Below are 13,425 nucleotides of genomic sequence, written 5' to 3'. Positions count from 1 at the left end.
TACAGATTTCGCCAGGCCCTTTTTCTGCAGATCAATCGACGGGCGAGGCGTCTGTTGCGCTGCACATCAGTCCGGGCCGTTGACGCCGCGCCATCGCGCGTAGCGCCACGGCAGGTACCAGCGGGCGCGCACTGGAGCCGTCGTTGGGACGTTGTCGATGCCCGAGGTGCCAAAGGGCTGGCAGCGCAGCAGCCGAGCGAGTGTCATCCACCCACCCGCCCAGAGCCCGAAGCGTTCGATGGCTTCATCGGCATAGACCGAGCAGGTCGGCAGATGCCGGCAATTGTAGCCGACCAGTGGCGACAATGTGTGGCGATACAGCCAGATCAGCGCATGAGCAGCGCGCCGCGGGAGTCGGGCCAGCAGCGACCCGATGTGCGCAGAATGGCAGCCGATGTCAGAGCATGAGTGCTTCATGAGCGCGATGCAAGATGGATGGGCGAGCTTCTGACCGGTTCCTCGGCAGGGAACCCGGCTCTCGGTCATTTGTGGTGATGTGATGCAACAATGGCCGGTTTTCAGCGGCGTCGCAGCACGCCGCAGCTGGACGGTAGGTGATTGCCCGGATACGTTTCTCGGCAAGGATGTGACAGACTAATAACGGATTTGAGGCCAAGTTGTCAGGTCTTTCCGCAAGAAAACCGAGGAACTGCGTACCGAGCTTGACGAGGGGGACGGATTGCGCGTGAGATTGCTGCGGTCGCGTGAATTGCGCTGGATGCTACTCGGTGTTGCAGCGCTTGGGATGGTGGTCGGTGGCGCGATCACCATCATGTCAAACACGGCGCGCGCCGGCGGCGCGCTCGAAGAGCGCAAACTCCCGATGCGGTTTGGTTGGGTCGCCTGCGAGCCGAATTGCGGCTGGGTCAGCGCGGTCGGGGTCGTCACCGGCGATACGCCGAAGGATTTCGAGGATTTCGCGAGGGATCGCGACCTGACTGGCACCACGCTGGTGCTCGATTCCAGCGGCGGCTCCGTCAATGACGCGATCACCTTGGGCCGCCGGTTCCGCGGCTTGAAGATGCGCACCACCGTCGGCATGACCCAACGCCCGAGCCGCGGGGGTGATCGGCCGCGGGTCATGCCCGAGGCCTATTGCGAGTCGATGTGCGTGTTCCTGCTGCTGGCCGGAACCACGCGTTATGTTCCGGATGCGGCCCATGTCCGCGTCCACCAGATCTGGATGGGAGACCGCGCCGACGACGCCAAGGCGGCGAGCTACACGGCGCAGGACCTGATGATCGTCGAGCGCGACATCGGGCGTCTCGCCAAATACACCTTCGACATGGGTGGAGCGGGCGATCTGCTGTCGCTGGCGCTGAACGTGCCGCCGTGGGAAGACCTGCATGAGCTGTCGCGCGCCGAACTGCGGCTCACCAATGTCGTGACCACGGATCTGATCGCCGAGGTGCTGCCGCCGAAGGGCACGACACCGGTCGCCGAGCTCGCGCCGAAGCCGCAGGCCAAGGACAAGCAGCAGGACCGCTTCCCCGTTGCGCTGGACAAGGCGCAACTGTCGCGTACCGCCGAGGCGTTGCCGCCCGCGACCGTCGCCGCGACGCCACAGCAATAGGCATCGACGTCGCCTGGGTGAGCCGGGCCTCGCGCCAAGAATCGGCGTGTCGAAATACTGCTCCCGCATGTCGCGGCGCTCATGCGGGCTACGGATCGGTCATTCTGCTCGCGCGGGCGGGAAGCGGCGTTGCCTCAGCCCTGGGCGGCGGCCGGCTCCGCGCCGTTGGCCTTCGCCTCGATCTGGCCGATGGCATCGACCACGGCATCGAAGGTCAGCATCGTCGAGGCGTGGCGGGCCTTGTAATCCCGGACGGGCTCGAGCAGGGCGATGTCGGCCCATTTGCCCTCCGGCGGCGCGCCGTTTTCCTTCAGCATCCTCCGGACCGTCTCCCGCAGCTCGCGCAGCTCCGCGGCGCTGGAACCGATAACGTGGCGGGCCATGATCGAGGAGGAGGCCTGGCCGAGGGCGCAGGCTTTCACGTCGTGGGCGAAGTCGGTCACCACGGGCCCATCCATCTTGAGGTCGACCTTGACGGTCGAGCCGCAGAGCTTGGAATGGGCGGTGGCGGTGGCGTCCGGGTGGTCCAGCCGTCCGAGCCGCGGAATGTTGCCGGCCAGCTCGATGATGCGCTTGTTGTAGATGTCGTTCAGCATGTGCCTGACGTCCCGGAATTACCGGCGTGGCGGCCTTGGCGGCCGGGTTTCATCGCCCTATATTGCGAGTATATGGAAACGATTGGCAGGAATTCCAGCCACATCCACAGGCGTCCGGCGCCAGAGGCGCCAAGCCTGCGTGTGGCGCCTCTGCAGGTGACGCCCTCAAGGTGATGCTGTGCCGGTGACACTCCGGTCGGACCGCCGACCGGTCGAACGGAGTTGAGATGGACACTTTGATCAAGACGCTGCGCACCACCAAGCCCGAGGGCAAGCCGTTAGACGCCAAGCTGACCGACCCCCGCGCTGCAGAGCTCGATCCTGCCGATTTTCTTGCTGCTGCCGTGCGGCCGGACCGGCCACGGCCGTCGCGCGCCGAAGCCGAGGCCGCGGTTTACACGCTCCTGAACTATATCGGCGAGGATCCGACCCGCGAAGGGCTGGTCGATACGCCGCGCCGGGTCGTCGAGGCCTATGACGAGCTGTACCAGGGCTATCACCAGTGCCCGGCCGAGGTGCTCGACCGTACCTTTGGCGAGACCGCCGGCTACGACGACTTCGTCCTGATTCGCGACATCGAGTTCACGTCGCAATGCGAGCATCACATGATGCCCTTCTACGGCCGCGCGCATATCGCCTATACGCCAGTCGAGCGTGTCGTCGGCCTGTCCAAGCTGGCGCGCCTGACCGACATCTTCGCCCGCCGCCTGCAGACCCAGGAGCATCTGACCGCCCAGATCGCGGCTGCGATCGACGAGGTGCTGAAGCCGCGCGGCGTCGCTGTCATGATCGAGGCCGAGCACACCTGCATGTCGGTGCGCGGCGTCGCCAAGCACGGCGCCATCACCTTCACCAGCCGCTTCACCGGCATGTTCAGGGACAATCCGGCCGAGCAGGGGCGCTTCCTGTCGATGGTGCGCTCGCCGCAACGGTAAGACCAGCAACATCTTAGCGAGAGTTTCGTGTCCTCATCCTCAGTCGAGCGCGAGGAGGGCTTGGCCTTCCTGCCCAAGTTCGACGCGGCCGGCCTCGTCACGTGCGTGACGACGGACGCCGTGAGCGGCGACGTGCTGATGGTCGCCCACATGAACGAGGAGGCGCTGCGCAAGACGGTGGCAACCGGCGAAGCCTGGTATTTCAGCCGCTCGCGCAATGCGTTGTGGCGCAAGGGTGAGAGCTCGGGCCAGACCCAGCGCGTGGTCGAGATGCGCACCGATTGCGACCAGGACGCGGTCTGGCTGCGCGTCGAGCAGACCGGCGCGGCCTGTCACACCGGCCGCCACTCCTGCTTCTATCGCAAGGTGGAGCGGGCTGAGGGCGAGGGCGCGCGGCTGGTGTTTGTCGAGGCCGACCGGCTGTTCGATCCGGCCGAGGTCTATCGCAAGTAGGCCAGCGACCTTCCTCCGGGTCTGTCCTGTCGTTCATTGGCCCGGCCGGGCCCAGCGAATTAACCCGCCATTAACCATACCCGCCGCATTTTGCCGGACGTTTCCGGCGCGTTCGTCTGCCAGCGAATCTGCAAACAGCGGGTCTTCCCATGTCGGTCGACGCATCCAACTCCTCGTCCACCGGTTTCCTCGATGGCGTCCGGGCGAAGGTCGCCGGCGCGATCAAGCAGGCCGCCGACAGCGTCGGCACCAGCTTCGAATATCTGCTGTCGACCGCCAAGATGGAGTCCGACTTCAATCCGACCGCCGGCGCCTCGACGTCGTCAGCGCGCGGGCTCTACCAGTTCATCGACCAGACCTGGCTGGGCACGGTGAAGGAAGCCGGCGCCGATCTCGGCTACGGCCAATATGCCGACGCGATCACCCGGACATCGTCGGGCGACTATACGGTCAGCGATCCCGCCATGCGGCAGGCGATCATGAAGCTGCGCGACGACCCGCAGGCGTCGTCCGCCATGGCCGCTGCGCTCACGCAATCGAACAGCTTCCAGCTCACCGGCAAGATCGGCCGCCGGCCGACCGATGCCGAGCTCTACATGGCGCATTTCATGGGCGTCGGCGGCGCCGCGAAGCTGATCACCAGCGCCCGGGAGACGCCGAACGCATCGGCTACGCAGATGTTTCCCGGTGCCGCCGCGGCCAACCGGCCGATCTTCTACGATCGCGACGGACAAGCCCGCAGCGTGTCCCAGGTCTATGCGGTGCTGAACACGCGCTATGCCGGCGCGGCCAATTCCTCGGCCACCCGGGGCGCGCTTGCACTTTACGGTGGGACGAATGTCGCGGCCAATGCGGCCGGCGGCGGCGCGCTGCCGACGACCGACACCGCAACCTTCCTGTCGATGTTTCCGGATGCGCGCGGCTCATCCCGGGCCGGCACCTCGACGACGGCCGACGCGTCGGCGGTCAGTCGGCCGGCGGATCCGATGTTTCGCTCGCTCTTCCAGGTCGACGGCCAGTCGAGCCAGGCGGTCTCGCCAACCGTGCGCGAGTTGTGGGGCCATTCATCGGTTGCCAGCGCGACCCCGCCGGAGAGCGGCAGTAACGATGCCAGCGGTAATGGTCAGCGCAGGCTCGACCTGTTCAGCGATCCGCACGGCACCTTCTCGGGCTGACGTGCCTGCAAAGGCCGTCGCGCGCGGCGATGAGCGATTGATCAAAAAGAACTATTTTTGATTTCCCGCCGCGGCTCGCGCCGCCGGCGGCGGCCGCATTTCCCCCGTCGGATCACGGCGAAATGCGGCGTTGAGTGGTAACATAGTATAGAACAACCTGCCGTCTTAACAAAACATCAACAAAACCAGCCACTTATGGTGAACGCTTTGTTAAGCGTCGTGGTTTATTTTCGGTGCTGTTGAGGCCCTCGTGGCCTTTGTCTGCAAGTTGCGTAAGCCGGAAAGACCATGATCGTTCGGCAGTTTCTCAGTTGGGTCAGAACCGCACCCGCCGGTGAGCGGGCAGAGGCCACCAGGGCGCTCGCGCGGGCGTGGTTGTTGTCGGATCTCTGCGACGAGGATCGCGGCGCCGCGGAGGGCGCGCTCCTCATGCTGTTGGACGATCCGTCGCCGCTGGTGCGGCAGGCGATGGCGGAGGTGTTCGCCCGCTCGGAGGAGGCGCCGGCCGCCATCGTCCAGGCGCTCGCCACCGACCAGGCTTCTGTCGCCGCCATCATCCTCGAATATTCGCCGCTGCTGATCGATGCCGACCTCGTCGACATCGTCGCGACTGGTAACTCCGAAACCCAATGCGCGATCGCGCGCCGCGTCGGCCTGCCGGCGCCGGTGTGCGCAGCGATCGCCGAGGTCGGCAGCGCCGCTGCAGCGCTCGAGCTGATCGAGAATGCTTATGCCGAGCTGGCGCCGTTTTCCTGGGACCGCATCGTCGAGCGTCACGGCCATCTCGCCGCCATCCGCGAAGCGATGCTGGTGCTGGACGATCTGCCGGCCGCGACGCGCGCGGCGCTGGTCGACAAGCTCTCAGAGACACTGGCGCAGTTCGTGGTCGCCAGGAACTGGCTCAGCGCCGACAGGGCAGGGCGCATCACCAATGAGGCGCGCGACCGCTCGACCATCACCATCGCGGCGCGCTCGCGCGGCGAGGAGCTGCGCGGGCTGGTCCAGCATCTGCGCGCGACCTCGCAACTCACCGCGGGTCTGATCCTGCGCGCGCTGCTCTCCGGCAATGTCGAATTGTTCGAGATCGCGCTGTCGGAGCTCGCCGACATGCCACGGGCGCGGGTGGCGGCGCTGCTCAACGATCGCGGCCGCGCCAGCCTGCAGGGGCTGCTGCGCAAGGCGGGCATTCCCGACACCACCTTCGACGCCTTCAGCATCGCGCTCGAGGTCTGCCGCGAGAACGGCTTTGCCGACACCTTGAGCGGGGCAGCGATCCTGCGCCGCAAGATGGTGGAGCGCGTGCTCACCCATTGCGCCACCGACCGCGACGCGGCGGCGCCGCTCTTGATCCTGCTGCGCCGCTTCGCCACCGAATCCGCGCGCGACGAGGCCCGTGAGTTCTGCGACGAGGTGATGGCCGAGGATTTCGTCGCCGGGCTGGAGTTCGGACTGATCGCGGCGTGAACCGTGTGCGCTGCCGTAGGGTAGGCAAAGGCGCGTCGCAGATATTGCCACGTTCGAGCGCGCTGGGGCGTCGTGCCCACCGACTTGCTGCAAAGACTGCCGATCCATGATGGGCACGCGACCGCCGCTTTGCGGCGGCGCTTTGCCCATCCTACGTGATCGCCATCCGATTACGGCTGATCGCTCGGCACGAGGCTCGGCGCCAGGATCGCTTCGAGATGCTCCGGCCGGTTGCGGTTGACCTGGATCAGATAGTCGTCCGCCACGCGGCGCAGCCGGCGGCTCAGTTCGCCTGCGACCGTCGCGCTGTCATACTTCGTATGATCATGCACGATCGCCTGGATCGCGTTGACGTGATGCTCGAACAGCTCGGCCGGGACCTTTTCGAGATCCGGCGCGTGCTCGATGATCCGGCAAAGGCTGTCGGCAACCTCGGCGGCGGCGGGATAGCCGAAGGTCGCGGCGTCGCCCTTGATGTCGTGTGCCGCGCGGAACATCTCCTCGCAGGCATCGTCGTCGAAGCCGGTCTTGAGGACTGCTGCATAGGCTTTCGTCAGGCGATCGGCCTCGGTGTCCATCCACGACTTGAACTCGCCGGACAGCCCTTCGAGCGCGGCTTCGGCACGCGCGATCGGATCGTCGAGATCCTTCTCTTCGGCGCGACGCAGCACCTTCTTCAGCGGATTGGGCTGGGTGATGACGTGATGCGAGGCGTAGGTCTTGACTTGGATCGCCGGGGTCTTGTCTTTTGCCATCTCGATATCCCCTGATGATGCCGACCAGCGCACTTCGACGCATCGCCCCGATTCATATCCGAGGAGCTTGGAGCGCTGGGCGCCGATCCCCGGATTGCGTTAACGCCGGCTCACTGCCGCGCCCCTAAACTGCGGAGCGCGCTTTATCCAGAAGTGACGGCTGCTGGAAAATCTCCGCCTCGCCGCCGATCCGGCGCTCGGGCCCGATATAGGCCGTGTTGGTGTTGCGGCGCCGGTCCGGGCCGAAATAGGTCTTTGTCTTGATGAAGGGGCGCGGATTGGCGACCACGTTGAGGATGCGCTGATACAGGCCTTTGGCCGAGATCGGCTTGGCGAGGAATTCCGTCACGCCGGCGTCGCGCGCGACGGTGACCCGGCGCTTCTCCGAATGCCCTGTCAGCATGATGATCGGCGCGTAGGGATTGCCCTTGGCTTCCGGCTGCCGGATCATCTGCGCGAGCTCGAGGCCGTCGAAGATCGGCATTGCCCAGTCGGTGATGACGATATCAGGCGAGAAATGAGTGTACATCTCGAGAGCGGTCGCGCCGTCCTCGGCCTCGTTGACCTCGCGGGCGCCGAACGAATGCAGCAATGTGCGCAGGATGCGGCGCATGTGCGGGTTGTCGTCGCAGACGAGAAAGCGCAGCTTGTTGAAGTCGATGCGATACATTTGGGCCGGCCCGGAGGGATCACCGGTGAAGGTGGTCAACGCGCATTAACCATACGGAGCCGCGGGTTAACAAAGCGTTGCGCGGGGCGGCTGAGGCGCAAAAAGGCGCGGACAACCGAGATGTCAGTAGCCGAACTGCTCGCTCAGGATCCGCTCTTCCAGGCTGTGGCCGGCGTCGAACAGCATCCGCATCGAGATCGTCTTGTCGGAAAGCACCTCGACCCGCTGGACGTTGCGGACCTCGTCATGGTCGGCCACCGCCGCGACCGGCCGCTTGTCGCCTTCGAGCACCTCGATGATCACATAGGCGGTGTTCGGCAGCAGGGCGCCGCGCCAGCGCCGCGGCCGGAACGCGCTGATCGGCGTCAGCGCCAGCAGCGCGGCGTTGATCGGCAGGATCGGGCCCTGCACGGAGAGATTATAGGCGGTGGAGCCCGCGGGCGTCGCGACGAGCACGCCGTCGGCGATCAGCTCCGGCATGCGCTCGCGCTCATCGATCAGGATGCGCAGCCGCGCGGTCTGTGCCGTCTGGCGGAACAGGTAGACCTCGTTGATGGCGTGGTGGATGTGAACGACGCCAGCGGCGTCGGTCGCTCGCATCAGCAGCGGATGGATCACCGATTCCTGTGCCGCTTCGAGCCGCCCGTGCAGATCGATCGTGCTGAATTCGTTCATCAGGAAGCCGACCGTGCCGCGATGCATGCCGTAGATCGGCTTTCCCGAGCGCATGTGGTCGTGCAGCGTCTGCAGCATCAGGCCGTCGCCGCCGAGCGCGACCACGACGTCCGCCAGGTCCGGATCGGAGTTGCCATAGAGCGCGGAGAGCTGCGTCAGCGCGGCCTGGGCCTCGGCACTCGGACTCGCAACGAAGGCGATCCGCTCATATCGCTTGGACGTGGTCATGCGTCGCAGGGCTCGCTGGTCGGTTGGCCGGTAACAGGCGCCGTGTCGTCTAGCCGACCTTGCCCGTGCTTGTCCATCGCGGCCGGTATCCTGGGGCAATGGGGCCGCGGTGAGGCTGATGTGGCCAGGACATACGCGCACGCGCCGAAGTCATCGGGGCGTCATTTTTCCTGCAGGCTCCGCACGGGATCCCAGGACGAGGAGCCGGTCCCCAGGGTTGCTTCCGCCCGCTCGGCGAAGAAGCGGCTCGGAGGATCGCTCGGTGCGCCCCGCGCGAAGCAGTCGGCCGCTTGCGGCAGCTCGCGGGCGCGCCAATGCGCGAGGCCTGTGGCATAGCCGGTGAGGAGGACCTGTTCCTCCGGCGTGAGCTCGGCTGCGCGGCCATGCAGCTCGTAGATCTTCAGCGACTGCTCGCGACCCTTGACCCGGATGGTGTCGAGCTCGCGCCAGGCGAACTCGGTGCCGGCGAGCGCGACCGTGCTCTCGGAGGCGATGATCGTGGTGCCATAGAACTTGTTGGCGCCCTCGAGCCGCGAGGCGACGTTCACGGCGTCGCTCATCACGGAATAGTTGAAGCGGCGCTGCGAGCCGAAATTGCCGACCAGCGCGGCGCCGCTGTTGATGCCGACGCGCTGTGCCACCTTGATGCCCTGGAACGCCGTCGACGTATTGTTGAGCTCGGCGAGCTTCGCCTTGCAGTCGAGCGCCGCGCGCGCCGCGCTGCGCGCATGATCGGGATCGTCGAGCGGAGCGCCGAACACGGCGACCACGGAGTCGCCGATGTATTTGTCGACATAGCCGTCGTGGCTTTCGATGACGTCGGTCATGGCCGAGAGATATTCGTTGGTGAGGGCCATGAGCTGCTCCGGCGTCATCTGCTCGGCGAGGCGCGAGAAGCCCTCGATGTCGGAGAAGAACACGGTGACCTCGCGGGTCTCGCCGCCGAGTTGCGGCAGCCGGCGCGAAGCGAGCATGCGGTCGATCTCGTGCGGTGCGAGGTAATAGGCAAAGCTCTTCTGCAGCAGCCTGCGGTCCTTGTCGGTGACCATGAAGCGATAGCCGGTGGTCGCTGCCAGCGCGAGCACGCCCGCTGCGAGCGGCTCCGCCAGGGGCAGCGCGTAGGCATGGTCGAAGAGAGCGGTTGCGAGCACGGTGTAGAGCAGGGCGGCCACGGCCAGGATGGCCGCTGCGGAGGCGGGCCGCAGCAGTCGGGCGAGCAGCGCGGCAAGCAGCGCGATGGTTGCGGCGATGGCGTAGATCGCAGGGCGTCCGAGTTCGGTTGCCGCGTCCTGCCGCACCAGATTGTTCACCGCCGTGGCGTGGATGTAGACGCCGGCAATGGTGCTGCGGGCGAACGTCTCGGCGATCCTGCGCTCGTCCAGCACGCAGCGCGGCCGCCGCGCGCCCTCGGCACGGGTTGCGAAGCGCTTCGAGGTGAGCCGCCGATCCTCGATCCCGACGGTGCCGAGCAGGACGACCTTGCCGGCGAACTCGCGGCGGAAATAGTCCTTGTCGCCTTTCAGCGCGCAGGCGCGCAAGTCGGCGAACGAGTAGGTCGGAATGTCCTGGGCGCCGCCGGCAAAATTCAGGGTCATGGTGCTCGGCACGCTGCCGGGCACCTTGTACGCACCGAGTGTGACGCCGTCAGCGGCAATGAGCGGCGCGGTGCCGGTTGCGCGCCCCGCCAGTTCCAGCGCCATGCTCGGGACTGCCTTGCCGTCGACCGACAGCGTCAGCGGATGGCGGCGGACGACATCGTCGCTGTCAGTATAGGTGTTGAGCGGACGAAGATTCTGCTGCTGGCGCACCGCGATGCGCTGGCCGGGCGCGGGCAGGATCGGCGGCTCGGCAAAGATCTCGCCCAGCACCACCTTGCCGCCGGCGGCCGCGGCAGCGAGCGCGCGCAGGAAGTCGCGATCGAAGCCGCGCGTCTTCTCGCCGAGGGTGCTGTCGCCGAGCGGAATCTCCGACTGCTCGATCGACGTCTGGAACACGATGTCGAAGCCGACCACCTTGGCGCCGCCATCGAGCACGGCCGTCATCACGCGGCCGATCTCGCCGGTCCATGTCAACAGCGGCGCACCCTTGAAGGGGGGCGCCTGGTAGCTCTCCTCGTCGACCGCGATCACCACCGCCGGACTCGCCGCCGCATCGTGACGGTTGCCGAAGGTCTCGAAGCGCAGCCATGTCAGCGCATCCAGCGACAGGCCGCGGCCGCGCTCGAAGACGGGCGACACGAACAGGCCCGCGCACGCCAGCGCGATGGCGATGACGGCAAGCGCGTCGCGCGTCCGGCGTCCGATCGCCACCGACAAGAGCTTTCGGCTCAGTTGAACCGGATCAATCGCCCGACCGCGGGTCCAGGGCCCGCCTTGGCCTGCGCGTCGACCTTGAACACGATCCGCAGGTTGCTGAAGCTCGCGACATAGGTGCCGCCGGGCGTGAGCGGGTGGCTGGTGCCGGCGAAATCGTAGAATCGTCCCTTGTATTGCCGGCCCGAGAGCTCGACCTGCTGGCGCTCGCCGGGCTGGTCGAGGCGCTCGACCACCAGCGAGCCGCGGCCCTTGGCCTCGAAGATGGGCGACGCGCTGTAGATGATCGCCTGCGCCACCGGTGCGCTGTCCGGTCCGACGCTGCGCACGATCGTGGCCGCGACCTCGCTGGTCTCGCGCGAGGTGGCCTGTGCGTGGCTGGCGTCGCAATTGACGATGTCGCTCTTGAGCGTCGCGCCGTCGACCGTGCTTTCGCCGGGGCCGACGGTGACGCTGCCGGCGCCGTTGACCGTCTCGCGCCGGCACGATTTGAGGTAGCTCATCACCACGGCGCCATCCGGGCCAAGCTTGATCACCTGGCCGGGCGCCACATAGTCCATCAGCTCGGCGCCGGCCACATCCCCCTGGACGTCCTCGACCAGCGCCGCCGGCGGGCCTGCCCAGGCCGCCGGCGGTCCAATCACGACCGGTCCGGCGAGCCCGGTGAGGGCTGCGATGATGAGCGTCGGCAACTTCATGATGAACTCCGTGATCGCGATCGGCGGCGCGCCTCTTGTCCCAAACCTGGGTGTCCCGGTGATGGGACGTCGGAAGCGCTGGAGAGGTTCGAGCCCATAACACACCTGAGGGGACCAGGCACGGGTGCTGATGTGACCTGGATCACGGAAGAGTTGCTTGAGCTTGCTCCCAAGCCGCGGTTCATGCGCTTGCAGAAATGGCGAGTTACGCCAACCGCCTGGTCGAGGGAGTGAGCTGATGGCAGGTTTGAGATCGTCCGTCGCGTGGCCCGGTCTGATGGTCTTGGCCTTGACGACAGTGCTCGCCGGGCCGGCCCTGCACGCCGAGGACGCGCCACCGGCGGCGCAGGACGCCGCAGCGCCGGGGTCACATCGCACCGGCTCGGCTGGAAATCGCGCCGCGAGCCCGCCCGGCTCAGCATCGACCGCCGAGCAGCACAAGCTGCCGCCGGACTCCACCACGACGCAGAAGCTCGAACTGCCCGGCCGCACGCTGTCGTTCACGGCGACTGCCGGTTCGATCCGCCTGTTCGACGACAAGAGCGAGCCGCAGGCCGACATCGCCTACACCTCCTATCAGCTCGATGGCGCCGATCGCGCCAGCCGCCCGGTGACCTTCTTCTTCAACGGCGGCCCTGGCGCCTCATCCGCCTATCTGCAACTCGGCAATGCCGGTCCGTGGCGGATCGGAATCGATGCGGCCAGCGTGACGCCCTCGTCGAAGCCGGAGCTGATGCCGAATGCAGACACCTGGCTCGACTTTACCGATCTCGTGTTCATCGATCCCGTCGGGACCGGCTACAGCCGTTTCGTCGCGACCGGCGACGAGGTGCGCAAACGGTTCTTCTCGGTCGATGGCGACGTGCGTTCGCTGTCGCTCGTGGTGCGTCGCTGGCTGGAGAAGCACGACCGTCTCGCATCGCCCAAGTTCATCACGGCTGAGAGCTATGGCGGCATTCGCGGTCCGAAGATCGTCAACAACCTGCAGCATGACCAGGGCATCGGCATCAGCGGCCTGATCCTGCTGTCGCCGCTGATGGATTTTCGCGACTATTCCGGCTCGAGCCTGATGCAATATGTCGCGAGCCTGCCGAGCTATGCCGCCGTCGCCAAGCAGTTGAAGGGGCCGGTGACCCGCGCCGATCTTGCCGACGTCGAGCGTTACGCCAGCGGCGAGTTCCTGCTCGACCTCGTCAAGGGCGAGGCCGATGTGGAAGCAACCAATCGGCTCGCCGACAAGGTCGCGAGCCTGACCGGCATCGACCAGGCGGTCAGCCGCAGGCTGGCCGGGCGCTTCGACGTCTCGGAGTTTCGCCGCGAGTTCGACCGCAAGAACGGCCGCATCACCGGCCGCTATGACGGCTCGGTGCTCGGCATCGATCCCTATCCGGATTCGAGTCGGTCGCGCAGCTCCGATCCATCGGGTGACGTACTCACTGCGCCGCTGACCAGTGCGGCGGTCGAGCTGACGACGCGCAAGCTGAACTGGCGCCCCGAGGGCTCCTATGAGCTGCTGAGCGGAGCCGTGAACCGGTCATGGGATTTCGGCCGCGGCACCAGCCCGCCGGAGTCCACCGCCGAGCTCCGGCAGATCCTCGCGCTCGATCCCAAGCTCAAGCTGCTGGTCGGCCACGGCCTGTTCGATCTCGCCACGCCGTATTACGGCTCGAAGATCCTGCTCGACCAGCTGCCCGCCTTCGCGCGGCCGCCGCGGGTCAAGCTCGTGGTCTATCCCGGCGGGCACATGTTCTATTCCCGCGACGACGCGCGCAAAGCGTTCCGCGGCGAGGCCGAGGCGCTGATGAAGTAGGCCAAGCAAGTAGCCCGGATGAGCGCAGCAATATCCGGGTTCACACGAGCTGGGTGCGAGAACCCGCGTATCGCTGCGCTC

13 protein-coding genes are annotated in these 13,425 nt (G+C 66.6%); 6 read left to right on the top strand and 7 right to left on the bottom strand.

The window, feature by feature from the left end:
- Positions 1 to 66 precede the first annotated feature (66 nt).
- Entirely contained in the window at positions 67 to 417 is a 351-nt protein-coding gene (gene yidD / locus ACQR2C_RS05600; protein ID WP_315801047.1) for a membrane protein insertion efficiency factor YidD, read from the bottom strand.
- A 262-nt stretch (positions 418 to 679) separates the two neighbouring features.
- Between yidD and ACQR2C_RS05595 the strand changes: the two genes are divergently transcribed.
- The gene (locus ACQR2C_RS05595) at positions 680 to 1,573 is read left to right on the top strand and encodes a hypothetical protein (RefSeq protein WP_434880661.1); all 894 of its coding nucleotides are present in this window, start codon (positions 680 to 682) and stop codon (positions 1,571 to 1,573) included.
- Positions 1,574 to 1,707: 134 nt separating this feature from the next.
- On the opposite strand, the gene ACQR2C_RS05590 is transcribed toward ACQR2C_RS05595, so the two are convergent.
- Positions 1,708 to 2,169, bottom strand: coding sequence for an iron-sulfur cluster assembly scaffold protein (locus ACQR2C_RS05590; RefSeq protein WP_315801045.1), 462 nt, complete (start codon positions 2,167 to 2,169; stop codon positions 1,708 to 1,710).
- A gap of 227 nt (positions 2,170 to 2,396) precedes the next feature.
- Between ACQR2C_RS05590 and folE the strand changes: the two genes are divergently transcribed.
- From folE to ACQR2C_RS05570, 4 genes are all read left to right on the top strand, one after another.
- A complete protein-coding gene (gene folE, locus ACQR2C_RS05585) occupies positions 2,397 to 3,104 on the top strand; it encodes a GTP cyclohydrolase I FolE (protein ID WP_315801044.1) in 708 nt (235 codons plus the stop codon).
- A 27-nt stretch (positions 3,105 to 3,131) separates the two neighbouring features.
- A complete protein-coding gene (gene hisI / locus ACQR2C_RS05580; RefSeq protein WP_315801043.1) occupies positions 3,132 to 3,557 on the top strand; it encodes a phosphoribosyl-AMP cyclohydrolase in 426 nt (141 codons plus the stop codon).
- A 149-nt stretch (positions 3,558 to 3,706) separates the two neighbouring features.
- The gene (locus ACQR2C_RS05575; RefSeq protein ID WP_434880660.1) at positions 3,707 to 4,732 is read left to right on the top strand and encodes a lytic transglycosylase domain-containing protein; all 1,026 of its coding nucleotides are present in this window, start codon (positions 3,707 to 3,709) and stop codon (positions 4,730 to 4,732) included.
- A 288-nt stretch (positions 4,733 to 5,020) separates the two neighbouring features.
- Complete coding sequence (locus ACQR2C_RS05570) at positions 5,021 to 6,196, top strand: DUF2336 domain-containing protein (protein WP_315801041.1); 1,176 nt, start codon at positions 5,021 to 5,023, stop codon at positions 6,194 to 6,196.
- Positions 6,197 to 6,366: 170 nt separating this feature from the next.
- Here the strand turns inward: ACQR2C_RS05570 and ACQR2C_RS05565 are convergent, their stop codons facing one another.
- From ACQR2C_RS05565 to ACQR2C_RS05545, 5 genes are all read right to left on the bottom strand, one after another.
- Positions 6,367 to 6,951 carry an Hpt domain-containing protein gene (locus ACQR2C_RS05565; RefSeq protein ID WP_315801040.1) on the bottom strand — a complete coding sequence of 195 codons (585 nt, stop codon included), beginning with the start codon at positions 6,949 to 6,951 and terminating at the stop codon, positions 6,367 to 6,369.
- A 124-nt stretch (positions 6,952 to 7,075) separates the two neighbouring features.
- Positions 7,076 to 7,621, bottom strand: a complete 546-nt coding sequence (locus tag ACQR2C_RS05560) for a response regulator (RefSeq protein ID WP_172107934.1) — start codon at positions 7,619 to 7,621, stop codon at positions 7,076 to 7,078.
- 123 nt (positions 7,622 to 7,744) lie between these two features.
- Positions 7,745 to 8,524 carry an NAD kinase gene (locus ACQR2C_RS05555; RefSeq protein ID WP_315714654.1) on the bottom strand — a complete coding sequence of 260 codons (780 nt, stop codon included), beginning with the start codon at positions 8,522 to 8,524 and terminating at the stop codon, positions 7,745 to 7,747.
- A 161-nt stretch (positions 8,525 to 8,685) separates the two neighbouring features.
- A complete protein-coding gene (locus tag ACQR2C_RS05550; protein ID WP_434880659.1) occupies positions 8,686 to 10,839 on the bottom strand; it encodes a CHASE2 domain-containing protein in 2,154 nt (717 codons plus the stop codon).
- Between the two features lie 11 nt (positions 10,840 to 10,850).
- A complete protein-coding gene (locus tag ACQR2C_RS05545) occupies positions 10,851 to 11,534 on the bottom strand; it encodes a hypothetical protein (RefSeq protein WP_434880658.1) in 684 nt (227 codons plus the stop codon).
- A gap of 238 nt (positions 11,535 to 11,772) precedes the next feature.
- Between ACQR2C_RS05545 and ACQR2C_RS05540 the strand changes: the two genes are divergently transcribed.
- Entirely contained in the window at positions 11,773 to 13,344 is a 1,572-nt protein-coding gene (locus tag ACQR2C_RS05540) for a S10 family peptidase (RefSeq protein ID WP_434848736.1), read from the top strand.
- Positions 13,345 to 13,425: the final 81 nt, after the last annotated feature.

This window comes from Bradyrhizobium sp. HKCCYLRH3061 (genome assembly GCF_051168015.1).
Taxonomy (GTDB): Bacteria; Pseudomonadota; Alphaproteobacteria; order Rhizobiales; family Xanthobacteraceae; genus Bradyrhizobium.
The sequence above is the reverse complement of the archived record's forward strand: the minus strand, read 5'-3'. Positions and strand labels throughout refer to the sequence as shown.

Coding starts and splice junctions, on each gene's coding strand:
- yidD (WP_315801047.1), bottom strand. CDS start 417: ATGAAGCACTCATGCTCTGACATCGGCTGCCATTCTGCGCACATCGGG.
- ACQR2C_RS05590 (WP_315801045.1), bottom strand. CDS start 2,169: ATGCTGAACGACATCTACAACAAGCGCATCATCGAGCTGGCCGGCAAC.
- folE (WP_315801044.1), top strand. CDS start 2,397: ATGGACACTTTGATCAAGACGCTGCGCACCACCAAGCCCGAGGGCAAG.
- ACQR2C_RS05575 (WP_434880660.1), top strand. CDS start 3,707: ATGTCGGTCGACGCATCCAACTCCTCGTCCACCGGTTTCCTCGATGGC.
- ACQR2C_RS05570 (WP_315801041.1), top strand. CDS start 5,021: ATGATCGTTCGGCAGTTTCTCAGTTGGGTCAGAACCGCACCCGCCGGT.
- ACQR2C_RS05565 (WP_315801040.1), bottom strand. CDS start 6,951: ATGGCAAAAGACAAGACCCCGGCGATCCAAGTCAAGACCTACGCCTCG.
- ACQR2C_RS05560 (WP_172107934.1), bottom strand. CDS start 7,621: ATGTATCGCATCGACTTCAACAAGCTGCGCTTTCTCGTCTGCGACGAC.
- ACQR2C_RS05555 (WP_315714654.1), bottom strand. CDS start 8,524: ATGACCACGTCCAAGCGATATGAGCGGATCGCCTTCGTTGCGAGTCCG.
- ACQR2C_RS05545 (WP_434880658.1), bottom strand. CDS start 11,534: ATGAAGTTGCCGACGCTCATCATCGCAGCCCTCACCGGGCTCGCCGGA.
- ACQR2C_RS05540 (WP_434848736.1), top strand. CDS start 11,773: ATGGCAGGTTTGAGATCGTCCGTCGCGTGGCCCGGTCTGATGGTCTTG.